The sequence below is a fragment of the Paenarthrobacter nitroguajacolicus genome, from assembly GCF_029952445.1.
Classification (GTDB): domain Bacteria; phylum Actinomycetota; class Actinomycetes; order Actinomycetales; family Micrococcaceae; genus Arthrobacter; species Arthrobacter nitroguajacolicus_B.
In genome coordinates, this window is record NZ_JAQPPK010000011.1 from 38,775 (window position 1) to 60,968 (window position 22,194).

The following is a 22,194-nucleotide window of genomic DNA, read 5'->3' on the forward strand; positions in this document are numbered from 1 at the left end:
TATTGACCGTGAACAACGTAGATTTTATCCATCGATTGGAAGCGCGGCGGAACCAGAAACCAAACCAGAAACGCCGTCCACACGTAGCTTGTCGGGGCCCGGTCATCACGCCTTGCCACCGAGCCAACGCCCAAAGGGGAATTAATTGCACGACGACCGCCGGATCACTGAACAGCGTCTCGACCGATTTGTTCGGGACCGCATTCTTCCGGCCATTTACGGCAGGGCGATACCGCTTCAACTCAGCAGCTGGGACGCACCGGGGGAGCCTGTTCCAGCGGCCGAAGCGATGCGCCAACTCTTCACCCCGCAGGAACCGGGCGCACCTTGGGGCAAGGCCTGGAGCACCAAGTGGTTGCGCCTGCAGGGCGAAGTTCCGCAGGACTGGGGCATGTCCGATTCCACTGCCGTGGAGATCGTCGTGGACCTGGGCTTCAACAGCGACGCCCCCGGATTCCAGTGCGAGGGAACTGCCTGGCGCGCGGACGGCAGCATCATCAAGGCTATTTCTCCCCGGAATTACCACGTCCCCCTCAAACTCCTGGGTGGTGGACAGTCCGTTGATTTCTACGTTGAGGCCGCCGCCAACCCGGACGTCGCGCAGGGCTGGTCCTTTGTCCCCACTGCGCTGGGAGACAAGGCGACCTCCGGCGACGAGCCGCGCTACCGCCTGGGCCGCATCGCCATCGCCGAGCTGAACGAGACAGTCTGGGAACTCAACCAGGACATCTGGACGCTCAGCGGGTTGATGCATGAATTATCCACGGAGCTGCCCCGGCGCCACGAGATCCTCCGCGCCCTGGAACGCATGCTGGACATCATGGACCCGGACGACGTCGCCGGGACCGCCGCGGCCGGCCGTGAAGCGCTCAAAGAGGTCCTGGGCCGCCCCGCCTATGCCTCAGCCCATGAGCTCCTGGCCACGGGCCATGCACACATCGACTCGGCCTGGCTCTGGCCGGTCCGTGAAACCATCCGCAAGTGTGCCCGGACTTTCTCCAACGTAGTGGCCCTCATGGACGAGGATCCGGACTTCGTCTTCTCCTGTTCCTCGGCGCAGCAGATGGCATGGATGAAGGAGTACTTCCCGGAGCTTTTCGTCCGTATCCGGGAGAAGGTCAAAGCCGGCCAGTTCGTACCCGTGGGCGGCATGTGGGTGGAATCGGACACCAATATGCCCGGTGGCGAGGCAATGGCACGCCAGTTCGTGGAAGGCAAGAGCTTCTTCCTCAAGGAGTTCGACGTCGAATGCGAGGAAGCCTGGCTTCCCGATTCCTTCGGCTATTCGGGCGCCATCCCGCAGATCGTCAAGGAAGCCGGTTCACGGTGGTTCCTGACGCAGAAGATCTCGTGGAACAAGGTCAACCGCATGCCCCATCACACCTTTACATGGGAGGGCATCGACGGGACCCGGTTGTTCACGCACTTCCCACCCGTGGACACCTACAATGCTGAACTCCATGGCCGGGAACTGGCGCACGCAGAGCGCAACTACCGCGATCACGGCCGTGGCACCATGTCCCTGGTTCCGTTCGGATACGGCGACGGCGGCGGCGGACCCACGCGCGAAATGGTGGCTGCCGCGCACCGTACGGCGGACCTGGAGGGCTCACCCAAGGTCCGCATGGGTACTGCCAAGGACTTTTTCACCAAGGCCGAGGCCGAGTACGCCAACCTTCCTGTCTGGGTGGGCGAGATGTACTTGGAAATGCACCGCGGGACCTACACAAGCCAGGCCAAGACCAAGAAGGGCAACCGGCGCAGCGAGCACCTGCTGCGTGAGGCGGAGTTGTGGTGCTCCACCGCTGCTGTCCGCCTTGGCAAGGACTACACGTACCCCCAGGACGAGCTGAAGCGGCTTTGGCGCCTGGTTCTCCTCCAGCAGTTCCACGACATCCTTCCGGGCAGTTCCATCGCGTGGGTCCACCAGGATGCCGAGCGGAACTATGAAGCGATTTCCCGCGACCTTGAGAAGATCATCGCGGACGCAGCCCAGGCGTTGGTAGGCACCGGCACCACCGGGTTCCTCTTGAACGCCGCTCCGCACCAGCGCAGTGGTGTCCCCGCCCTGGGCATCGACGAGGCCGACCAACCGGGCACTGGTGTCCACGTTGACCAGTCCGCGGACGGCTTCGTGCTGGAGAACGGAGTGATCCGGGCGGTGGTGGACGCAAACGGCCTGCTGACCTCCTTGGTGGACCATGCCAGCGGCAGGGAGGCAATCGCCCCCGGCCAGGCCGGCAACCTGTTGGAACTCTTCCGCGACACCCCCAACGAGTGGGACGCCTGGGACATCGAAGAGTTCTACCGCCGAAACGTCACCCCGCTCACCCACGCGGAAGCCATCGACCTTGAGCGCACGCCAGTGGGCGCCGTCGTAGTGGTCAGGCGCAGAGTGGGCGCGTCCACCATTACGCAACGCCTGACGCTCGACGCCGGTGCCTCCTCGCTGGGAATCGCCACCACAGTGGACTGGCAGGAGCGCGAGAAGATGCTCAAGATCGCCTTCCCGCTGGACGTCCGGGCGGACCGCTCAGCCTCGGAAACGCAATTCGGGCACGTCTTCCGGCCCACCCACACCAACACGTCCTGGGAGGTGGCAAAGTTCGAGATCTGTGCCCACCGGTGGATCCACGTGGCCGAGCCAGGCTACGGCGTGGCCATCAGCAACGCGTCCAGCTACGGCCATGACGTCACCAGGGCGGTGCGCGAAGACGGCGGAACCACGACGACGGTCCGCACCTCGCTGCTGCGCTCCGCGCGGTTCCCGGATCCCGAAGCAGACCGCGGCGAGCACACGCTCGAGCTGTCCATCAGGCCGGGAGCCGCGATAGCCGACGCCGTGGAGGAGGGCTACCGGACCAACCTGAAGCCGCGCTTCGTTACCGGCGGGCATGGCGTTGAGCCACTGGTTTCAGTCTCCAACCCGGCAGTCGTGGTGGAGGCTGTAAAGCTGGCCGAGGATGGTTCCGGCGACGTTGTCGTGAGGCTCTATGAGTCCCTGGGAGAGCGCTCGGTTGCCCTTGTGACGCCCGGTTTCGACGTCACGGCGGCCACTGCCACGGACCTGCTGGAGCGCACCACAGACACCGTTGGCGTGACAGTGAAGGAAGACTCCACCGTCAGCCTGGTGCTGCGCCCGTTCCAGCTGGTAACGCTGCGTTTTTCCCGCTAGTCCTGCAACACGGGAAATGGCCGGCGCAACAAGCCTAGACGTCGTGCTGGAGCCTTTTCACGAAGAGTTTGGTCCGTTCCTGCCGGGGTGCGCGCAGCACCTCGGCAGCCGGGCCGCGCTCCACCACCACACCACCGTCCATGAAGATGACCTCGTCGGCAACGTGCTGGGCGAAAGCCAGTTCGTGCGTGACGATCACCATGGTCCAGCCTTCTTCAGCGAGTTCCTTGATGACGCCCAGGACATCGCCCACCAGCTCAGGATCCAAGGCTGAGGTGGGCTCGTCGAACAACAGCAGCTGGGGTTTGAGAGCCAGCGCCCGCACGATGCCCACGCGTTGCTGCTGGCCACCGGAAAGCTCGAAGGGATAGGCGTCGCGTTTGTCCGCCAAACCAACGCGCTCCAGCAGGCGCTCGGCCTCGGCGATGGCCTCGGCCTTGGGGCGCTTCTGTACCTGCACGGGCCCTTCGATGACGTTCTTCAGAACCGTCATATGCGGGAACAGGTTGAATTGCTGGAACACCATGGCGCTGCGGTCCCGCAGTGCGGCCAAGTCCTTCTTGCCAACCTTGGCCCCGAAATTGATGGCAAGCCCGCTTGAGGCATCGCCGCTGCCGAAGGTGACCGTACCGGCGTCGGGAATTTCCAGGCCGTTGAGCGAGCGCAGGACAGTGGTTTTACCGGAGCCTGAAGGCCCGATCAGGGCCACAACCTGGCCGCGGCGGATCTCGACGTCGATGTCCCGCAGGACTGTGTTGCTGCCGAAGGACTTAGCGAGGTTCCGTGCCTCCAGGACCATGTTCGAGGGATCAGTGGGCGACATAGCGGTCCAATCTCCTCTCCACGGCGGACTGCGCAGTGGAAAGAACCAGGCAGATGACCCAGTAGACCAGGGCTGCCTGCAGGTACAGGGCCATGAACTCCTGGCTGAAGGCAGCGATTTGCTGGGCATTGCGGAACAGTTCGGTGACCAGGATCAGTGACGCGAGGGACGTGTCCTTCACCAGGGATATGAAGGTGTTGGACAACGGGGGAACCGAGACCCGGGCAGCTTGGGGCAGGATGATCCGCACCAGCGTCTGACGGTTGGACATGCCGATGGTGTGCCCGGCTTCCCATTGGCCCTTGGGCACGGACAAGATGGCGGCGCGGATGATCTCGGCAGCGTAACCGCCTACGTTCAGCGAGAACGCAATGACCGCGCTGGGCCACGGATCAAGCTTTACTCCAACGCTGGGCAGGCCGTAGAAGATCACGAACAATTGCACCAGCAGGGGAGTGCCGCGGATCACCGAAACGTAGAAACGGCCGATTCCCGAAAGCACCACGTTGGGGCTCAACCGCAGCAGCGCCACCAGCAGGGCAAGGACCAAGCCGAAGGCGAACGACATCAACGTCAGCGGTATGGTCCCTGTCACGGCTCCAGTGATGAGCGGTCCGAAGGAACTCCAGACGAGGTCCCAGTTCATCTATTTGGTGACGTCCGCGCCGAAGTACTTGTCCGAGATCTTCGCCAGCGTTCCGTCTGCACGGAGGTCGTCCAGGGCCTTGTCCACTGCCTTGGTGAGCTCAGTGGATCCCTTGCGGAAGACCAACGCGCTCTCGGTCTTGTCCGGGGCCTCCGCTGCGACCTTCAGGCCGGAGTCGGGAGTGGTCTTGGCGTAGTCCAGGTAGGTGAGTTTGTCGTTCACCGTGGCATCCACGCGGCCCTGCTGGACCAGGGTGGCGGACTGGGCCCAGCCTTCGACGGCCTGGACGTTGGCGCCCGCTTCCACGGCCATCTTGTAGAAGTTGCTGGTGAGGGACTGGGCGGTGGTCTTGCCCTTGAGGTCGGCGAAGCTGTTGATGCTGGAGTTGTCCGACTTGGTGACCACTACGCCGGTGGAGATGGTGTACGGGGTAGAGAACTCGTACTTGGCCTTGCGGTCATCGTTGATGGAAATCTGGTTGGCGATGGTGTCGAAGCGCTTGGAATCCAAACCTGCGAAGATGCCGTCGAACTGGGTTTCCTGGAAGGTTGCCTTGACGCCGAGCTTTTCCGCTACTGCCTTTGCGATCTCGACGTCGAACCCGGTGAGGTCACCGGCTCCCTCCGCATGGAAGCTGAACGGGCGGTAGGTTCCCTCGGTGGCAATCACCAGCTCGCCCTTGGACTTCACATCGGAAAGGGAGGTGTCTCCGCCGGACTGCGCCGGGGCTGATCCTCCGCCGCAGGCCGAAAGGGCAAGGGCAGCGGAAGCCAGGGTGGCGGCGAGGATGGAACGACGGGTGCGGAGGCTGTTCATGGAGCCATCTTAGTCATCGGAGGTAACCGGTACGGCGGCGGACACCGATGCCAGGTAAAAGTGCGTTAAAAAGGCTGAGTGGGGGCGGTCCCCAACAGCCCGCCACCACTCATCCCCCCAATTGTGATCACGTGGGCGCCACATCCACCGGAAACCCGTTCTCTGATTCCGGTGTCAGGCTGCAGCCGCATTCACACATTCATGATTGTGCCACGATCTAATGGTTTTGTGAAAGTCTTACGCTGAGAGACGCCGTTTACGACGTGCGAAGGCTTTGGAGAACCAAATCCCGGCCAATCCAATACACGTGAGCATGGCCGCGGAGTAGTTGATCAGGACCCGCAACCAAGCCTCCGAGAACGGGATAAGCGGAAAGAGCTGGGACAGCAAAAGCAGCGACAAACCCAGCAGCAGCAGTCCCGAGGCGACCCGCAACAGCACGGGTGCCTGGCTCACCACAGTGCGCCAGATGGCGGGAACCAGGCAAGCGGCAACAAACCCCGGATAGAAGCGGCCCATGAAGGCATAAGCCTCCAACGACGGCCCCCACGCCAGCCCACTCATTCCGGCCGACGAGCCGCGGGTATCGGTAATCAGGAAAAAGTAGATCGTCAGTACGGCCACAATGGCAGCCACGGTGATGCCGATCGGTCCGCGGATGGCCCGCACGGCCGATTGCGAGCCGAAAGCGGTGGCGATCTTGATGCCCATGAAGAAGAACGTGGCATACAGCAGGAAGCGCAGAACCAGGTTGCCGATGTTCATCCCTCCCAGCCAGCTGTCAATGACGAGGTACGGAGCTTCGATGCTGATGAAAATACTGAGCGAGATCAGCGAGAAAATGTAGAAGACCACCCGGTTTTCCCCGCGCAGCGCGCTGGGGATCCGTGCGACGGTAATCGCGAGGCAAACTACCAGCGTGACCCAGGGCAGGACAGCCGTCATCCGAGGTTCTCCCAAATTCGTTCAGTTCGTTCGTGGTCTTGTTCCTGGCGGCGAAGGGTCTTGCCCAAAGCCAGAAGCCGTTCACCGGCAAGGGTCACCAGTGCACTTTGGGACATCCTGTCCAAAGCCTCGCGGCGGGCATTGGGTGGCCATCCGGCTTCGGCTTCGGTGATCAGTCCTCCGGCCACCAAGCCGCCCGCAGGTCCGACGCCGGCCGCGCGGGAGGTGGCGATCGCCAGTTCGGGGGGAAGCCTGTTTGCCGTCAGGTGGGCGGAAAAGTTCTGGGGAGCGATGCCGGTGGTGTCGCTGACCCGGTGCCGCAGCTCGCCGTCGTCGATCGCGTCCACCCAGTTCCGCACCGACGTAGGGTGCGGCGGTTCCGAAAGGGGAGCCACGGGCGCTGAGCCGGGCTCGTTGCGTTCCACCACAGCCCGCAGGAGATCGATGGTGGCGATCTGGCTCACCAGCTCGCAGCTCGTTGGCGGAACGGGCTCGCCACGGAGATCGGAGTACAGGTCAAAGGTGGACAACTCCTGGACCGGGTTGATGTTGAAGCCCCTGCTGATGCTCACCAAGGTGGACTCGGCCACCTTGCCACGGACCAGCTGCTGGGCCAGGGTTGTCCGTTTGATGCCGGCGATCCTGCAGACGTCAGCTGTGCTGGCATCAGGCGCAACGCCATGAAGCCAGCGCTGGAACGCCTTGGACTGTAAGGGCATGTGGGACTCTCTGTGATGTGGCACGCGGCAAGACAAAAAGGACAAAACGGGGTAAGTGGGAGTACAGATCGATTTTACGCCGACGCCACATTGAATTATGCTTGATGATTGAACCCGCTGGTCCGTACACCCCCCAAGTCCGGACCAGCGGGTTTTTCCATGCCCGCGGGAATCGCGGCCTGACGATCTGCGTTCCCTTGCTGGAGGATAGACAAATGACTGCAACCTTGGTGGCCAAGGAACTTGCCGGTGGTCATGGCCACCGCACACTTTTTTCCAAACTTTCCCTTACCGTTGCCCCCGGCGATGTGGTGGGCGTGGTGGGCGCGAACGGTGCCGGAAAATCAACGCTGCTCCGGATCCTGGCCGGTGTCGACCAGCCGCAGGAAGGAAGCCTCAGCCTCGCGCCGTCGGACGCTTTCGTTGGCTGGTTGCCGCAGGAACACGAACGCGTGGCGGGGGAGACCATTGCCGGCTACATAGCGCGCCGCACCGGCTGCGCGAAGGCCACCGCGGAGATGGAATCCACTGCCGAAGCCCTCGGCTCGGGGGCGCCTGGCGCTGATGACGCCTACTCCCTGGCCTTCGACCGCTGGATGGCCTCGGGCGCGGCCGACCTGGAAGACCGCATTCCCGCCGTCCTGGCAGACCTCGGGCTGGAACTTGGGGCAGAGGCCCTCATGACCGGTCTTTCCGGTGGGCAGGCGGCCCGTGTGGCGCTCGCGGCACTGCTGCTGAGCCGCTTCGACGTGGTGCTCCTGGACGAACCCACCAATGACCTTGACCTTGACGGGCTGGCGCGGCTTGAGGCCTTCGTCCAGGGCCTGCGCGGCGGCGTCGTGCTTGTCTCCCACGACCGCGAATTCCTGGCGCGCTGCGTCACCACGGTTGTGGAATTGGACCTGGCCCAGAACTCGGTGGCGGTCTACGACGGCGGCTACGAGGCGTTCCTTGAAGAGCGCGCCGTAGCCAAACGCCACGCCCGTGAGCGGTACGAGGAATTCGCCAACACCAAGGCCGACCTCGTGTCCCGGGCACGCACGCAGCGGGAGTGGAGCTCCCAGGGCGTCCGGAACGCCATGAAGAAGAACCCGGACAATGACAAAATCCGACGTGCCGCGAGCACCGAATCGTCCGAGAAGCAGGCGCAGAAAGTCCGCCAGATGGAGTCCCGGATCGCCCGGCTCACCGAAGTGGAGGAGCCCCGGAAGGAGTGGCAGCTGCAGTTCAGCATCGGCCAGGCACCCCGCTCAAGTGCCGTCGTCGCAACCCTGCGCAACGTCGTCGCGCGCCAGGGCGACTTCACGCTGGGACCGGTGAACCTCCAACTCAACGGCGGCGAAAGGATCGGCATCACGGGCCCGAACGGCGCCGGCAAGTCAACCCTGCTGCGGTTGCTGCTGGGAACGCAAAAACCCGACGACGGCGAGGCCTCCATGGGAGCGTCCGTCGCCATCGGCGAAATCGACCAGGCGCGTGGACTGCTCGACGGCGGCCTGCAGCTGGGCGATGCCGTCGAAGCCGTGCTGGTGGATTGGAACAGCGCCGATGTCCGAACCCTCCTGGCCAAGTTCGGCCTCAAAGCGGACCACACCTCACGCACTGTGGATTCGTTGTCCCCCGGAGAGCGGACCCGCGCGGCGCTCGCCTTGCTGCAGGCCCGCGGAGTGAACCTGCTGGTGCTGGACGAGCCCACCAACCATTTGGACCTTCCAGCCATCGAGCAGCTCGAAGAGGCACTGGAGAGCTATGAAGGTGCGCTCCTATTGGTCACTCACGACCGCCGGCTGCTCGAAAACGTCCGACTCGATTCGAGGTGGCACCTGGAAAACGGACAAGTCCGGGAGCTCCACCACACCCCAAGCCAGGAGAAGTAACCATGAGCATGGACCGCGTGGCCTGGAGCTCGCTGTACAACATCACCACCGCAAAGTCCGGCTCCAAGCCGTTCTCCAAGGAGACCCTCAAACGGGTCCTGGCCTTCGCCGCCCCGCACAAGGGAAAGCTGATCGCCTTCGTCATTGCCTCCATCGCGGGCGCTTTCCTGGCGGTGGCCACGCCGGTGCTCGCAGGCCAGGTTGTTGACGCCATCATCGCCAACGCGGGCGTGGGAACAGTCATTTGGCTGGCCGTCCTCATCGCGATCGTTGCTGTTGGCGAGGCCGGAGTGGGGCTGCTGACGCGTTGGCTTTCCTCGATCATCGGCGAAGGCGTGATCGTGGACCTGCGCACGAGGGTGTTCGACCATGTGCAGCGCATGCCCATTGCGTTCTTCACCAGGACACGGACCGGTGCTTTGGTGAGCCGGCTGAACAATGACGTCATCGGTGCGCAGTCCGCCTTTGCCGGCACCCTGTCCGGGGTGGTCAGCAATGTGGTGGCCCTGGCGTTGACCCTGGCCGTCATGCTCAATACCTCCTGGCTGGTGACGGTGCTGGCCATGGTGTTGTTGCCGATCTTCCTGATCCCTGCGCGCCGCATGGGTTCCAAACTGGCCGACCTCCGCCGTGAAGCAGCGGCCCACAACGCCGCCATGGGTACGCAGATGACGGAGCGTTTCTCGGCGCCCGGTGCCACGCTGGTGAAGCTGTTCGGCCGACCGGACGAGGAATCACGGGAATTCGCCGACCGGGCAGGACGGGTGCGGGACATCGGCATCCGGACAGCCATGCTGCAATTCACCTTTGTCACAGCCCTGACCCTGGTATCCGCGCTGGCCCTGGCTCTTGTGTACGGCCTGGGCGGCTGGTTGGCCCTCAGCGGTCAGCTTGCCCCTGGCGATGTGGTGGTCCTGGCGCTCCTGCTGACCCGCCTCTATGCTCCATTGACGGCGTTGTCCAACGCCCGTGTTGAGATCATGAGCGCCCTGGTCAGCTTTGAGCGGGTCTTCGAGATCCTGGACCTGAAGCCGCTCATCACGGAGAAGCCCGACGCCGTCGAGGTTGCCCCCGGTCCTGTGGCGGTGGAATTTGATGACGTCCGCTTCTCCTACCCTTCAGCGGACAAGGTGTCCCTTGCCTCGTTGGAGGAAGTGTCCACGCTGGACACCCGCGGCGGGGAGGAAGTGCTGCACGGAGTCAGCTTCAGGGTTGAACCCGGTCAGACCGTGGCGTTGGTGGGCTCCTCCGGCGCCGGCAAGTCAACGATCGCCCAGCTGCTGTCCCGTTTGTACGACGTCGATTCCGGTGCTGTCCGCCTCGGTGGCCACGGTTCCATGACCGGCGCCGATGTCCGCGACATCACCTTCGATTCGCTGCGCGACACTTTGGGCATGGTGACCCAGGACGGCCACCTCTTCCACGAGACCATCGCCTCCAACCTGCGCCTCGCACGACCGGATGCCAGCGAGGAGGACATGTGGGATGTGCTCCGGCGTGCCCGCCTGGAACCCATGATCCGTTCCCTGCCCGATGGCCTGGAAACCGTGGTGGGCGAGCGCGGTTACCGGCTCTCCGGCGGCGAGCGCCAACGGCTCACCATCGCGCGTTTGCTCATCAAGCAGCCGCGGGTCGTGATCCTGGACGAAGCCACGGCAGCGCTGGACTCCACCAACGAAGCCGCCGTGCAGGCGGCCTTGGGTGAGGCGCTTCAGGGGCGTACCGCCGTCGTGATTGCGCACCGGCTGTCCACCATCCGCGCCGCCGACGCGATCCTTGTGGTTGAGGACGGCCGGATCGTGGAGCGGGGCACCCATACCGAACTGCTGGCCGCGGACGGTCGATACGCCGAGCTGTACCAGACCCAGTTCGCGGAGGCCACGGCTGTGGCGCAGGAGGCGGTTCCGGAGCTGTAGACCCAACTGGGTAACAGCAAACGTTCCACTGGCACCTCAGTGGAGCGTTTGCTGTCACTTAGTTGGGTGCCGCGAGGGCCGGGAGCACGTGGTCCGTGAGGAGCGGTGCAAGGTCCCCGGGCAGGGGAGCGTCGAGGTCGAGCCAGCGGATTTCAGCGATTTCCGCAGAGGGCTGGGCTTCCCATGTTCCTGGAGCCGTGAAGACAGTGGCCTCGATAGTGGTTTGGTCTTCGTTGGCGGCGACAGCATGCCAGACGCCCAGGAGTTCCAGGTCTTCCGGGGACACCTCGATGCCAACTTCTTCGAGGAGCTCCCGGGACGCCGCCTCTGCAGCACTCTCACCGGCCTCCGGCTTTCCGCCGGGGTGCATGAACTTCTCCGTGCCGCGCTTCCTGACGGTGAGGAGTTGGCCGGCCTGGTTGTAGACGCATACTGCGCTGACCACGATCACGTTCATGTGTTTCTCCTCAGGTGCGACACCAGCAGCAAATCCTTGGCGGGCCCGCGCACGTCCCAGGTGAAGCTGAATGAATCAGGCCCTTCCCACAGGTAATTGACGCGGTAATCGTCGGGATCACACCAGTGTTCGTCCTGGTGGCCCTGCTCTGAAAAGCTCATGACGTGGAACGGCCGGCCATCGGGAAAGAACACGTCCATCGCGTCGGGTCCATTGCCTGGCTTCAGGACGTATTCGCGGAAGGCGGGACCTGAGTGTGTGGGCCAGTGCATGGTTCCGTCTTCACGGTAGTCCAGGCCGCCGTCGGGGTTCTGTTGGTAACGCACGACGCCGGTAAAGGTGCCTTGGGTGCCTGAGGACCGGTCCAGGAGGGTCCGCTCCACCGCCCAGCTGCCGGCCAGGTAGGCCCGCAGGTCCGGGGTGGGCTGCTGATGGTTCAAGTGCCCTCGATTGGAATCGAACCAACGACACCGGCTTTAGGAGAGCCGTGCTCTATCCACTGAGCTACGAGGGCCTGTGTGTCCACGGCTTGGAATCCCACTGCTGGAGCTCGAGGGCCCGGACACGACTACAAGCATACAAGCTGCCGGGGCCGTGCCTGAACACCACTAGGCTGGCGGTCATGAAAGGGCATCTGACTGCACCGGCACCTGCCGGATGGTTCCTCCCCGACGTCCGCAGCATCAGGGCACGCATCGGAGGCTGGGCGCAACTGAGCGTTGTCCAGTACTTCGTGGCCGAGTCCGCCGTGATCGAGGCCTGGGCGGGTCCGGAGCCGTACAGCCGGGCCACCGGATTCATCAGTGACCTGGGCGCGGTTTCCTGCGGACTGTACGAAGACCGGTCTGTCTGTTCGCCCTTGCATTGGCTGATGAACGCCTCCTTCGTAGTGCAGGGCCTTGCCTTGGTCCTGGGGGCGCTCTTCCTGACGGCAGGGCTGTTGAGCGTCGCGGCAAGGCCGGGGGTTCAGGCCAGACGCTTCCGTGCCGTGGAGGGCGGTTCGTCGCCGACCCGTGTGCTGGCGGTGCCGTGGATCCTGGCCGTTGCCATCCGGATCCTCACGGGCGTGGCGGGTCTTGGAACCGTAATTGTTGGGCTTGTTCCCGAAGACCTCGGCTCACCGTGGCACTTCGCCGGTGCCCTCATGTTCTTTATTGGAGGCGGGTTCGCGTTGCTCCTGCTGGCCATAGTGTGGTTCCGGCAGACGCCCGTGAGTTGGTTTCTCGCTGTGTGTGGGCTGATCTGTTTGGGTGCGCTGGTGGTCGGAGGGATCACGGGAATGGACGTGCCCCAACCCGGAATCCTGGAACGGCTCATGGGTTATCCCGTAACCATAGGTTTGGCAACGGCGGGCTTGGTGATCGCGCAGCGCGTGCACGCGGGACGAAAAGCGCTCAGGGCCGGTTGAGCGCTCAGAGTCGGTTGAGCGCTTAGGGCTGGTTGAGGAAGTACTCGCGGAAGTCCACCAGCGAGGAAGTGCCTGTGTAGCCGAGGGCATCCGACCCCACCGACACCGAGTCGTCCGGCGAAAAGATGCTGACCGAGAAGGACCCGTTGTCGAGGTCCTTGGTCTTCTCGAGCATTGCGGGGAGGGCTTTGCCCAGTGCCTGGCTAAGCTCGGATTGGTCAGTGCCGGTCCCTGTGAGTGACGCGGTGATGAAGTTCCCTGAGGTGTTCATATTCACGTGTAACCGGGCGTCCGTCACCCCGGGAACCGACATCGCGGCGTCGTGCATGTCCTTGCCGAGGCGCTCTGCCTTGGAGGGACCACCCAGACCGCACGCGGTGATGCCGAGGATGAGCAGCCCGATGATGAAGGCAGACGCTACGCGCCTGGGAAGTTTGCTCAAGATCACTGCTTTCGAGAGATGTTGGAAACGGTTGAGGACACCTGGCTGGCGTCGATTGTGAGGAACTGTTGGGTGGATTCCTTTTGACTGTACTGGTTGATGGGACCACCGCCCTCCTGCTGGGTAACCGACTCAACATAGCGGTTGGAGTCGTGGTAGCTGATCCCGGCGAATCCCGGATCGATGTCCGGATTGGGCAGCGTGACAACCATCGCGTTGTTGTCCCGGGTTGCGCTCACGCCGCCACCGGGCAGCAGCGTGGCGTCGGCCAGGTCAACCTGTGGGACGGGGTCGCCGGCGTGTTGAAGGGCAAGGACATCGATGGACGCCGGGATGGGTGCCGAATCAACGGGTGAGCCGAACGTGACCACGTTGGTGACGTTGAACCTGTTGGTGAAGCTGCTGTCCGAGGCCAGGGCCGTGGCGATCATGCCACCTTGGGAGTGTCCGGACAGCATCACCGGGGCATCATTGGGGATTCCGGCTTTCTCCATGGCCAGGCGCACTGCCTCTGCGGCGGTGGACAGGTTGCCGCCGGCGAGTTCAAGATTTCCGGTGAGGTCTGTGGGATTGGCGGCGCCATCGGGCATCCAGCGCGTGGTTCCCGGAATGCTGACGATGTAGGCAGGAGGTCCGCCCGGTTTGTCCACGGTGGTGATGCGGATGCCGGTGTCCTCAGTGCCGGCCATTCCGGCGTCGCCGTAGGCTGCATTGGTGGTGGCCACGATGGCACTGATGCTGGACGGCACAGGTGTTTCGGATCTGCCGTTCGCATCTGATTTATTGGGATTCCCCACGGTCAGCGGGATCGGCTCCCCGGCGACCGGCCGGCCGTCATCCATCAGGTGCGGATTGTGGAAGCCGAAACTTGTCACCGTGGCGGCGGTGTTCCATGTCGCCGCTACGAAAAGCACTCCGTTGGACACCAGCTGGGTGATCGACGGCGGTTCGCCCGAAATGAGCCACCCCCAGCCCATGTTCACGAAGTCGCCGAACCGGGTGGCGCGGTTTTCCTCGGCATCCATCAGGTTTCCGACCGGCAGGGGAGCCAGGTCCTGGGCGAGATGCCACATGGTTGAGGCGGTCCCGGCCAGCACACTGGTGACCCTACCGACGTCGTCCCAAAGGTCCCCGGCCTCTTCGGACGCCGAGTCCAAGAGCCGGTCAAGGGCAGTACTGCCTCCGGACCCCGCCGAGGTGGTGCTGGCCGCCAGTTGCTCCTCAACGTTGCGTTGCACGGCGTTGGAGGCAGCCTCGAGCGCGTGCCCGGCCGCGACGAGTTGGCTGCGGTACGCTTTCCAGTCCTGTGCGAACCGCTGCCCGTCGTCGCCGTGCCACTGGACATTTGTGATCAGGGGCGTGAGGCTGCCGCTCAAATCCAGCAATCGCTGGCTGCTGCGGGCAAACTCTTTGCTGAGGCGTCGCCCGGCTTCGACGTCCATTCCATGGAGGCTCATGCGCGCACGCTCCCATCGGCAGCGCTGCCAAGATATTCGCGGGCTCCCAGGAGGGACCACGCGAATTCCCGTCCGATGTCTGTGGCAGGAACTGCCGCCAAGGACACAGGGGCGTCTTCTTCCGGAGTTTCGTCAGAAGAGTACGACCGGTCCACGGAGTACAGCCGGTCTGCGACAGCCCACACACGGCCCCTGGCATAGGGCCGGGAACCAGCCTGCCCCGTGGGGGTCGCTGAGACGCCGAGATGGATTGTGCAGGTGGTGTCGGCCGCAGTTTCACCCGGCGTGGCCCCATGCTGCCCGTCCAACTGCGAGAGGTCCGGAAATTGGCGGCTGAGGGCGGCCCACGCGTCTTCCTCCTGGAAGAAGGAAACCTCGACGGCGTTGCGGACTTCCGTTAGACCGGCACCGTCAGCCTGATGGCTGATGCGGCGCTGATACGAAACGCCGACGCCCCGGCCACCTGCCAGCCCGATCTCCGTGTGGACAGAGTGTTCCTCAGGCCGGACTGCGTCTCCAGACGGAGCAGCGTCCCTGAGCTGCACAGTGTCCTTGAACTGCACTGTGTCCCTGAACTGCACCACAGTCGACGCCTTCACGGGCGCGGATGCGGCAAGGGCGACGGCAAGCACCCACTGCGGCGACATCACGCCATGGGCATCGAGAATGCCGGCACGGCGCAGTTCGTCCCCGGTTTCCGGTGAACGGACGCCCTGCTCAGGCAAGGAAGCCTGGTAGTCGGCAAAGTCCGCTTCGTTTCCCAGCGTTTCTGCTGCCCTGCGGACACTCTCAGCCCACGCCAGACCACTGACCTCGACGATGTTGAGCCTGGAATCGGCCTCAAGTTTCCTCATGAATCCCCAAATCCACTCGCGCACGCCAGCACTTGGCGGCATGCGCAACACTATCGGGGAGGGTCTGGGCGTGGAATGGGGAGAAGTGCCCCCCGGCTCAGGGGGCGCGGATCAGCCGGCGCGCTTCTTCCCCAGGAACACGGCAACCACTCCGCACACGAGGCTCACCAGGAAAAGTACCCAGGACGCAACAGTGACCGCCGACGCAAGGGCGACCGAACCGGCGTCGGGCGTTTCAGCTGCCAGCACCGAATCGATGGCCACGTTGGACCACAAGTGGGCCACGGCGAAAAGCAGGGGAGCGGCCCACATGGCCCAGCGCCACGACTTGCGCGCCACGTTGGTCCCGATCAGCAGCAGCCAGCTGAAGCCGAAGATCAGCGGGAACAACGTACCGGCGGTCTTGTGGACGTAATTGAGCTGGCCTCGGGCGGACTCGTCCATGGCAGCGCGGAGCTGGGCGACATAATCCTGGGAGAAGCCACCGATCAGGGAGTCCGGCATGGCCAGCCCGCCCGAGAGTTGCGTCATCTGGTTCAGGGTCAGCAGGTGCAGGTACCAAAAGAGGAACAAGCTGGCCACCACGCCCGCGATCACAATGAGCTTGGAGTTGCTTTGCGCCTTGGCCGGCGTGCGCTGTGTTGTGGGGTTGATCACGGGAGGAAGGCTGTGATCGGGAACCACTGCCTTGGCTCCGTGCTTCTTGATGCGTTGCGCTGGTGTCTTGGCCATGTCATTCATTATCCCGCCACATAAGCTGGAACCATGACCACCGGCAGGCACACCGCAACTGAACTCGATCCCACCCTCGACGACTACCAGCTGGCCAGCGCCCTGGTCCGCGAAGCAGGCCAACTGGCGCTGCTGATGCGGATGGGCGGTTTACAGGGCGAACGGAAGACGTCAATTTCCGACGTCGTCACCGCGGCCGATCACGCAGCCGAGGCTTACGTCCTGGAACAGTTGCGACGCTGCCGGCCCGAGGACGGCATCCTTGGTGAAGAAGGTGCCTCGGTGGCGGGGACCAGCGGGCGGACCTGGGTGATCGACCCCGTGGACGGCACCTACAACTTTCTGCACGGCTCCACGTACTGGTGCTCGGCCATCGCCTTGAAGCGGGACGACGCCGACCATGGAGGAAGCCCCGTAGCGGACCCGTCAGTGCTGCTGGGGGCCATCTACCAGCCCGAACTCGACAAGCTTTGGCTGGGCGGCGAAGACCAGCCGGCCACACTCAACGGAGAGCCGATCTCCGGATCCGGGGATGCGCCAGTGGCCGAAATCTCGGCAGCCACCTACATCCATCCCACCTGGCTCGCCGACCCCCGAACAGCCATGCCGTGGCACGCGGCCGCCATCACCGCTGCGTCCCTTCGGATGTTCGGCTCCGGTTCATGCGACCTCGGACGGGTGGCCGATGGTGAACTCGGCTGCTGGTTCCAGCACAGCTGCCCCGAATGGGATTGGCTCCCGGGCAAGGCGATCGTACGCGCGGCAGGTGGGGACACCGCCGTCGTCAAGGTCAACGGCATGAACTGGTTCGTTGCCGGAAGCCCGACGGCGGTCCGCGAGTTGGGTGCCGCCCTGACCTCGGTTCCGCAGTTCGCGTAGTGGCTGAAGCCTGAGCCGGGAGTTTCTGTGTCCTATGACCTCCGTGTCTATTCTTCCGGCGTCCTCGATGCCGCCACACTTCGCGGACTTGTGGCGTCCAGTTGGGGACTGAGTATCGCCTCCGGGGCGGACTTGGAATCGATGCCCATGTTCCTGCCAGTTGATCGTCGCGGCGAGTATGCGTTCACTGTGGACGGCCCCCTGGACGAAGACCCCGACGACGTACCCACCAGCGCGATCGGTTTGAGCCACAGCTACGACGTTTCCGTTGAGGGCAGCAAACACAAAGCAATCCCGGCAGCCTGGCGCTTTGCAAAGAAGCTCGCCAAGGCGTCCTCCGGCGTTGCGGTTGACCGTCAAACGGATGAATGCTGGCCACGGCAGTAACAGGAAAACGGATACTCTCTCTGCGTTGTGCAGTAGTCTGCCAGCTGTGACCGTTGAAGTGCCCTACCTGCCGCTGCCGCCCAGCCAGTCCAACATCCGCTACCTGCACGGCCCGGACTCGACAGTGCAGCGCGGGGTGCCTGCCGGCCAAGCGCTCGAGTTCGAATGGAACTCGAGCACGCGCTACCCGGGAACCTCGAGGAAATTCTGGGTTCATGTGCCTGCACAATACGATCCTGCCGTACCGGCCGCGCTAATGGTGTTCCAGGACGGGCGCCTGTATCTGGATCCGGAAGGGGACGTCCGTGGTGGCATCGTGCTCGACAACCTCATCCATCAAGGCCACATCCCTGTCACCATCGGGTTGTTCGTAGACCCCGGAGTGGTTGCTGATACCGGAAATTCGAAGAACCGGAATGTCGAATACGACGCATTCGACGACCGCTACGTCACCTTTCTCCTGACAGAAGTCATCCCGCAGGTTGCCGAGCGGTACTCGATCTCCGAAGACCCGGAAAGCTGGGGAATCTGCGGCGGCAGCAGCGGCGGGAACTGCGCCTTCACAGCCGCATGGCTACGTCCCGATAAGTTCCGCCGCGTCGTTGGCTTCCTGTCCAGCTTCGCGCAGATGCCAGGCGGCAACCCCTACCCCCGGCTGCTGGCCGCCTCGCCTCCGAAGCCGATAAGGATCTTCCTGCAGGCGGGCCACCGCGACCTGAACTGGAACCGGCCACATCACAATTGGCTGGCAAACAATCTTCGGGTGGCTGCCGCCCTTGCTGAAGCCGGATACGACTTTCGCTTCGTCCAGGGAGACGGCGGCCACAGCCCTAACCACGGGGGCGTACTTCTTCCCGACGCACTCCGCTGGATCTACAGCTGACCCAAAGCCAGGGTCGGCCTGGTCCTGTCGTACTGGTTGACCGGTCCATGTAGCTGTCCGAGACCCCCGCGCGTAAGCGTTAACCCCTTCGGGTACCCCCGCGGGTTTGCTCCCAATCTCCTTGTTATTTTGCACCGGGGGGCGCCTGCCCCTCGCAGTCTCAGCTGCAGAACAGCCCTGTCCTGCAGCGTTCGCAAGGGGGAATACTTGAACAGCAAGAGCAAGCTGTGGCCCACAGCCGTCGGCGTCACCGCCGTATCGGCACTGGCGATCGGCCTCGTGGCCGCGCCGGCCGCAAACGCAGCACCCACCGATGTTATTTCGGTGGGCAGCGGACAGATCATCGACGGGTCTGTCCTGGCACTTCCAAACTTCGCCAGCCTCGCATCCAATGGCGCAGCGACTGCCCAGCAGATCGGCACACCGCCGAGCGGACCGGCAGTCATTGAAAACAACACTCCGCTGGACCTCAGCGCCGTGTTCGGCGTCGTGAATGTGGGCGCGGGCAACATTCCGCTGCTCCAGAACAACGGCATCATCCAGGTTGGCGCTGTCAGCCAGTACGGCAAGGCCGTCAACGACGGTTCCTCGGAAGCATTCTCCGGTACCGTGAGCGGCGCTCCCGGTCTGGTGACCTTGCCCGCCGGCCTTCCGTCGAACGGCGACCCGTCCATCCCGGCAGCCCGCGTCAGCCTCGGCACTGCAGCCATCCTCGGCGGCACCGACCTGGTCAACGTCAACCTTCAGGTGGCAACCCTCGCGGCAGCAGCCAAGAAGGACCAGGGCTCAGCACCCCAGGGAGCCTACTCACTGGCCGGCGTTTCCGCTGAAGTTGGCGGCACGGTCATCGGCGGCGTCGCAGGCACCATCAGCACCGCCATCAACACCGCCAACGCCGTCCTGACCCCCTTGGGCGTCACGGTGGCCAACCCGGTAGCCGGCGGCACCATCTCCATCACCGAGGCAGACCTTCTGGCCGTTGCCGGCGTTGCAGACCTGAACTCCCTGCCCGCCGGAACCGACCTGATTTCCTTCCTCCCGCAGGCTGTTGCCAACAAGCTGACCTCTCTTGTGAGCAGCACGCTGGCAACCGCCACCACTGCGGTGAACGGCCTCGGCCCCATCGCCCAGATCGCGGCCGGACCGGCCCTGGCCCTCCTGAGCACAACCTTGAACGGTGTCACCGGCGCAGTCGCTTCCAGCGTCGTGGCTCCTTTGAGCACCGCACTGACAGCCCTGGTTTCGGCCAAGGTCAACGTCCAGGAAACCGCACCGTCGGGCGCCTTTACCCAGCGCGCCCTGCAGATCGCTGTTGCCGGCGGCTCCATCGCCACGGTCAACCTCGCCAACGCAACTGTCGGACCCAACCTTGACGCAGCGGCGATCCCGCTGGTCAACACCGACACCATGGCCATCAGCGGTGGCGTGGCCCTCCTGGCACTGCTCACCTGGCTGTTCGTCCGCTCGCGCCGCCGCACCGCGGTAGCTGCTGCCTGATCGCCCCGGCGACCAGGTAACGGCGAAAGGAGAACTGTCAATGTACGGCAATAACTGGACCGCAGGCGGCACGGCCGCCGGCGGTACCACGCTGGCTGTCACCGGTGCCCCAACCCTTGGTTGGGTCATCCTGGTGGGGGTTGCCTTGCTGATTGCCGGTTTTGTGGTCCTGCGCAACAGCAGGCTCAAAGCCGCAAAGCGGGGAACAGATCCCAACCCGTAATACCATCGGCGGGGCGGCCCTCACCGGGCCGTCCCGCCATCCCAATTTTTCCCCTGGGCCTTTCAGGCCAAGCCCCGAACATCGGAACTAAATGTCGGTACTCGAATCCGCACAGGCACTGGCTTTCGTGCTCCTGGTGGTGTTTCTGTCGTACATCCTGGTGATTCTGGTGCCCTTCCTTCGGCGCAAACCCGACCCCGAGGGCGATCCCGACGCGTACTCGTGGCATGTGTTCATTCCGTGCCGGGATGAGGAAGTGGTCATCAGCGAGACCCTTGCATTGCTGCGCAGGCAATTCCCGCAGGCACACGTCTGGGTTGTCGATGACGACAGCGACGACGCCACCGCGGACATCGTCGATGCCGCATCAGTGTCCGACCCCCTGATCCACCTTGTGCGACGCCGGCGACCCCTGGCGCGCACCGGCAAGGGAGACGCACTCAACGCCGCCTACCGTACGCTGGACGCCTGGCTCCCCGCCGACGTCGACCGTTCTTCCGTGATCGTCCTGGTGGTCGACGCCGATGGTCACCTGGCTGACAATGCCTTCCGTCAGGCGGCTGGTCCCCTCGCGTTCGGCGACCCGGAAGTGGGCGCCGCCCAAACCGCCGTCTGGATGTCCAACCTGAAGGACCCCGCCCTTGAGGGCGGTACGGGAAGGCAGCGCTTCAGGAAGTCGTTCGGACGGTACCTGGTCCTCATGCAGGACATGGAGTTCCGGACCACCATCGCGGCCATGCAATCACTTCGACGCCACACGCTGACGGTTGGCCTGGGCGGAAACGGGCAGTTCACGCGGTTATCCGCACTGGATGTGATTGCCAAAACGTCCGGCCAGCCATGGCATGGCGCCCTCCTGGAAGATTACGAGCTCGCCATCCACATCATGCTTGGCGGCTACAAGACGGTCTACATGCACGATACCCACGTTGCCCAGGAAGCACTGCCGGACCTCCGCCGCCTCCTCACGCAGCGCACGCGTTGGTGCCACGGAGGCATGCAGTGCAGCGTCTACCTGAAGCGGATTTTCGAGTCGCCCTACTTCAGCAACGTCGGCGCGATCGAATCCAGCTACTTCCTGGTCCAGCCCTTCATCCAGATCCTTGGACTGGTCCTGTGGCCCACACTGTTCATCACCATGGTGGCCCAGGGCTCATTGACCATGGGCAGCTTCGGTGCCTGGATCAGTGCGGCCTGGTTCATCATTCCCCTGATCTTCGCCACGGGCGTGCTGCCCTTTGCCTTGTGGGGTTTGGTGTACCGGAAGCAGGTCACGCCTGAGAAGAACTTCATGCACGGTGTCCTCTGGGGCTTTGGCTACTGGCTGTACATGTACCAGAACTATGTCACCGTGCTGAGGGCCACTTACCGCCTCATCACGGGTCGGCAGGGATGGGCAAAGACCCGCCGCAACCAGGAAGCAGACGTCAAACTCCTAGCGAAGGAAGCGTAGTGGCCATGAGCGCCCAAGCCGGCAACATCAGCGTCCCCACAGGACCGCGGGCAATCCCCGTACGGAAGGCCCGTGGCGGGGGCCTCATCGGACTTGTCTTCATCGCGGCCGCTGCGGCGGCCATGCTCCAGCAAGAGCACATCCGGTCCGCCGAAGCCTGGCTTATGTCCGTCATTTTCGACGGCGTCCTGGGCGGAGCGTCCTACAGCGTGGACGACATCATCTTCCACAACGTGGGCGGTGGCCAGCCGTTCGCCCTCCAAGTCACCGGGCTCTGTTCCAGTGCGGTCCTCCTTGCACCGATCGCGGGCCTGGCCGGGATCTTGTTCCTGATGGGCCGGATTCCCGTATCGCGGCTCATGCCCGCGGCCATCATCGCCCTCGTTATCGTGTGCCTGAGCAACGCCACCCGCTATTTCATGATCGCTGCCGCCCAGCAAAGTTGGGGCCAGCAGGGATTCGACCTCATGCACCACTTCCTGGGGTCCTTCGTGGTGATTTTCGGGTTCGTGGCCGCCATCATCGTGCTGGTGCGTGCCGCCGTCGTCCGTAAAGACCGTGCAGCGTCCCGCGGCAAGGGCCGGCGTGCGTCCTCGTAGCCCGTT

General features: G+C 63.9%; 22 protein-coding genes and 1 tRNA gene. 11 read left to right on the forward strand and 12 right to left on the reverse strand.

Annotation, left to right across the window (positions count from 1 at the left end; genetic code table 11):
- The first annotated feature begins 145 nt into the window (after positions 1-145).
- Positions 146-3,175, forward strand: coding sequence for an alpha-mannosidase (locus tag PJL15_RS09820; RefSeq protein ID WP_281450961.1), 3,030 nt, complete (start codon positions 146-148; stop codon positions 3,173-3,175).
- 34 nt (positions 3,176-3,209) lie between these two features.
- Here PJL15_RS09820 and PJL15_RS09825 read toward each other — a convergent pair whose 3' ends face one another.
- From PJL15_RS09825 to PJL15_RS09845, 5 genes are all read right to left on the reverse strand, one after another.
- The gene (locus tag PJL15_RS09825) at positions 3,210-3,998 is read right to left on the reverse strand and encodes an amino acid ABC transporter ATP-binding protein (RefSeq protein WP_281450962.1); all 789 of its coding nucleotides are present in this window, start codon (positions 3,996-3,998) and stop codon (positions 3,210-3,212) included.
- Positions 3,985-4,644: an amino acid ABC transporter permease gene (locus PJL15_RS09830; protein ID WP_281450963.1), complete on the reverse strand. Its 660-nt coding sequence runs from the start codon at positions 4,642-4,644 to the stop codon at positions 3,985-3,987. The genes PJL15_RS09825 and PJL15_RS09830 overlap by 14 nt, the downstream gene beginning before the upstream one ends.
- Positions 4,645-5,460 (reverse strand): amino acid ABC transporter substrate-binding protein, encoded by an 816-nt coding sequence (locus PJL15_RS09835; RefSeq protein WP_281450964.1) that lies wholly within the window; start codon positions 5,458-5,460, stop codon positions 4,645-4,647. It abuts the gene before it with no gap.
- A gap of 237 nt (positions 5,461-5,697) precedes the next feature.
- Positions 5,698-6,405 carry a hypothetical protein gene (locus tag PJL15_RS09840; protein ID WP_281450965.1) on the reverse strand — a complete coding sequence of 236 codons (708 nt, stop codon included), beginning with the start codon at positions 6,403-6,405 and terminating at the stop codon, positions 5,698-5,700.
- Positions 6,402-7,124 (reverse strand): hypothetical protein, encoded by a 723-nt coding sequence (locus PJL15_RS09845; protein ID WP_281450966.1) that lies wholly within the window; start codon positions 7,122-7,124, stop codon positions 6,402-6,404. Before PJL15_RS09845 ends, PJL15_RS09840 begins: the two co-directional genes overlap by 4 nt.
- A gap of 215 nt (positions 7,125-7,339) precedes the next feature.
- Here PJL15_RS09845 and PJL15_RS09850 point away from each other — a divergent pair, with 215 nt between their 5' ends.
- Both PJL15_RS09850 and PJL15_RS09855 read left to right on the forward strand, forming a co-directional pair.
- Positions 7,340-9,001: an ABC-F family ATP-binding cassette domain-containing protein gene (locus PJL15_RS09850; RefSeq protein ID WP_281450967.1), complete on the forward strand. Its 1,662-nt coding sequence runs from the start codon at positions 7,340-7,342 to the stop codon at positions 8,999-9,001.
- Between the two features lie 2 nt (positions 9,002-9,003).
- Entirely contained in the window at positions 9,004-10,917 is a 1,914-nt protein-coding gene (locus PJL15_RS09855; protein ID WP_281450968.1) for an ABC transporter ATP-binding protein, read from the forward strand.
- A gap of 58 nt (positions 10,918-10,975) precedes the next feature.
- Here the strand turns inward: PJL15_RS09855 and PJL15_RS09860 are convergent, their stop codons facing one another.
- The 3 genes from PJL15_RS09860 to PJL15_RS09870 form a co-directional block, all read right to left on the reverse strand.
- Positions 10,976-11,374 (reverse strand): NUDIX hydrolase, encoded by a 399-nt coding sequence (locus tag PJL15_RS09860; RefSeq protein WP_281450969.1) that lies wholly within the window; start codon positions 11,372-11,374, stop codon positions 10,976-10,978.
- Positions 11,371-11,814, reverse strand: a complete 444-nt coding sequence (locus PJL15_RS09865; RefSeq protein WP_281450970.1) for a DUF6314 family protein — start codon at positions 11,812-11,814, stop codon at positions 11,371-11,373. The genes PJL15_RS09860 and PJL15_RS09865 overlap by 4 nt, the downstream gene beginning before the upstream one ends.
- Position 11,815: 1 nt before the next feature.
- Positions 11,816-11,888, reverse strand: a tRNA-Arg gene (locus PJL15_RS09870).
- A 108-nt stretch (positions 11,889-11,996) separates the two neighbouring features.
- Here PJL15_RS09870 and PJL15_RS09875 point away from each other — a divergent pair.
- Positions 11,997-12,782, forward strand: a complete 786-nt coding sequence (locus PJL15_RS09875; RefSeq protein WP_281450971.1) for a DUF998 domain-containing protein — start codon at positions 11,997-11,999, stop codon at positions 12,780-12,782.
- A 22-nt stretch (positions 12,783-12,804) separates the two neighbouring features.
- Here the strand turns inward: PJL15_RS09875 and PJL15_RS09880 are convergent, their stop codons facing one another.
- From PJL15_RS09880 to PJL15_RS09895, 4 genes are all read right to left on the reverse strand, one after another.
- Positions 12,805-13,230, reverse strand: a complete 426-nt coding sequence (locus tag PJL15_RS09880; protein ID WP_281450972.1) for a hypothetical protein — start codon at positions 13,228-13,230, stop codon at positions 12,805-12,807.
- Positions 13,227-14,681, reverse strand: a complete 1,455-nt coding sequence (locus tag PJL15_RS09885; RefSeq protein WP_281450973.1) for a hypothetical protein — start codon at positions 14,679-14,681, stop codon at positions 13,227-13,229. Before PJL15_RS09885 ends, PJL15_RS09880 begins: the two co-directional genes overlap by 4 nt.
- Positions 14,678-15,535 (reverse strand): hypothetical protein, encoded by an 858-nt coding sequence (locus PJL15_RS09890; protein WP_281450974.1) that lies wholly within the window; start codon positions 15,533-15,535, stop codon positions 14,678-14,680. Before PJL15_RS09890 ends, PJL15_RS09885 begins: the two co-directional genes overlap by 4 nt.
- A 111-nt stretch (positions 15,536-15,646) precedes the next feature.
- Positions 15,647-16,267: a hypothetical protein gene (locus PJL15_RS09895; protein WP_281450975.1), complete on the reverse strand. Its 621-nt coding sequence runs from the start codon at positions 16,265-16,267 to the stop codon at positions 15,647-15,649.
- A gap of 33 nt (positions 16,268-16,300) precedes the next feature.
- Here PJL15_RS09895 and PJL15_RS09900 point away from each other — a divergent pair, with 33 nt between their 5' ends.
- From PJL15_RS09900 to xrtS, 7 genes are all read left to right on the forward strand, one after another.
- Positions 16,301-17,146 (forward strand): inositol monophosphatase family protein, encoded by an 846-nt coding sequence (locus tag PJL15_RS09900; protein ID WP_281450976.1) that lies wholly within the window; start codon positions 16,301-16,303, stop codon positions 17,144-17,146.
- 27 nt (positions 17,147-17,173) lie between these two features.
- Complete coding sequence (locus PJL15_RS09905) at positions 17,174-17,533, forward strand: hypothetical protein (protein WP_281450977.1); 360 nt, start codon at positions 17,174-17,176, stop codon at positions 17,531-17,533.
- A gap of 46 nt (positions 17,534-17,579) precedes the next feature.
- Entirely contained in the window at positions 17,580-18,416 is an 837-nt protein-coding gene (locus tag PJL15_RS09910) for an alpha/beta hydrolase (RefSeq protein ID WP_281450978.1), read from the forward strand.
- 207 nt (positions 18,417-18,623) lie between these two features.
- A complete protein-coding gene (locus tag PJL15_RS09915; protein WP_281450979.1) occupies positions 18,624-19,913 on the forward strand; it encodes a choice-of-anchor G family protein in 1,290 nt (429 codons plus the stop codon).
- A 40-nt stretch (positions 19,914-19,953) separates the two neighbouring features.
- Positions 19,954-20,136, forward strand: a complete 183-nt coding sequence (locus PJL15_RS09920) for a hypothetical protein (protein WP_281450980.1) — start codon at positions 19,954-19,956, stop codon at positions 20,134-20,136.
- Between the two features lie 91 nt (positions 20,137-20,227).
- On the forward strand, positions 20,228-21,589 hold the full coding sequence (locus PJL15_RS09925; protein ID WP_281450981.1) for a glycosyltransferase family 2 protein: 1,362 nt from the start codon (positions 20,228-20,230) through the stop codon (positions 21,587-21,589).
- 5 nt (positions 21,590-21,594) lie between these two features.
- The gene (xrtS, locus tag PJL15_RS09930; protein ID WP_281450982.1) at positions 21,595-22,188 is read left to right on the forward strand and encodes an exosortase S; all 594 of its coding nucleotides are present in this window, start codon (positions 21,595-21,597) and stop codon (positions 22,186-22,188) included.
- The last annotated feature ends 6 nt before the right edge of the window (positions 22,189-22,194 follow it).

Coding starts and splice junctions, on each gene's coding strand:
- PJL15_RS09825 (WP_281450962.1), bottom strand. CDS start 3,998: ATGTCGCCCACTGATCCCTCGAACATGGTCCTGGAGGCACGGAACCTC.
- PJL15_RS09830 (WP_281450963.1), bottom strand. CDS start 4,644: ATGAACTGGGACCTCGTCTGGAGTTCCTTCGGACCGCTCATCACTGGA.
- PJL15_RS09835 (WP_281450964.1), bottom strand. CDS start 5,460: ATGAACAGCCTCCGCACCCGTCGTTCCATCCTCGCCGCCACCCTGGCT.
- PJL15_RS09840 (WP_281450965.1), bottom strand. CDS start 6,405: ATGACGGCTGTCCTGCCCTGGGTCACGCTGGTAGTTTGCCTCGCGATT.
- PJL15_RS09845 (WP_281450966.1), bottom strand. CDS start 7,124: ATGCCCTTACAGTCCAAGGCGTTCCAGCGCTGGCTTCATGGCGTTGCG.
- PJL15_RS09850 (WP_281450967.1), top strand. CDS start 7,340: ATGACTGCAACCTTGGTGGCCAAGGAACTTGCCGGTGGTCATGGCCAC.
- PJL15_RS09855 (WP_281450968.1), top strand. CDS start 9,004: ATGAGCATGGACCGCGTGGCCTGGAGCTCGCTGTACAACATCACCACC.
- PJL15_RS09860 (WP_281450969.1), bottom strand. CDS start 11,374: ATGAACGTGATCGTGGTCAGCGCAGTATGCGTCTACAACCAGGCCGGC.
- PJL15_RS09875 (WP_281450971.1), top strand. CDS start 11,997: ATGAAAGGGCATCTGACTGCACCGGCACCTGCCGGATGGTTCCTCCCC.
- PJL15_RS09885 (WP_281450973.1), bottom strand. CDS start 14,681: ATGAGCCTCCATGGAATGGACGTCGAAGCCGGGCGACGCCTCAGCAAA.
- PJL15_RS09890 (WP_281450974.1), bottom strand. CDS start 15,535: ATGAGGAAACTTGAGGCCGATTCCAGGCTCAACATCGTCGAGGTCAGT.
- PJL15_RS09895 (WP_281450975.1), bottom strand. CDS start 16,267: ATGGCCAAGACACCAGCGCAACGCATCAAGAAGCACGGAGCCAAGGCA.
- PJL15_RS09900 (WP_281450976.1), top strand. CDS start 16,301: ATGACCACCGGCAGGCACACCGCAACTGAACTCGATCCCACCCTCGAC.
- PJL15_RS09920 (WP_281450980.1), top strand. CDS start 19,954: ATGTACGGCAATAACTGGACCGCAGGCGGCACGGCCGCCGGCGGTACC.
- PJL15_RS09925 (WP_281450981.1), top strand. CDS start 20,228: ATGTCGGTACTCGAATCCGCACAGGCACTGGCTTTCGTGCTCCTGGTG.
- xrtS (WP_281450982.1), top strand. CDS start 21,595: ATGAGCGCCCAAGCCGGCAACATCAGCGTCCCCACAGGACCGCGGGCA.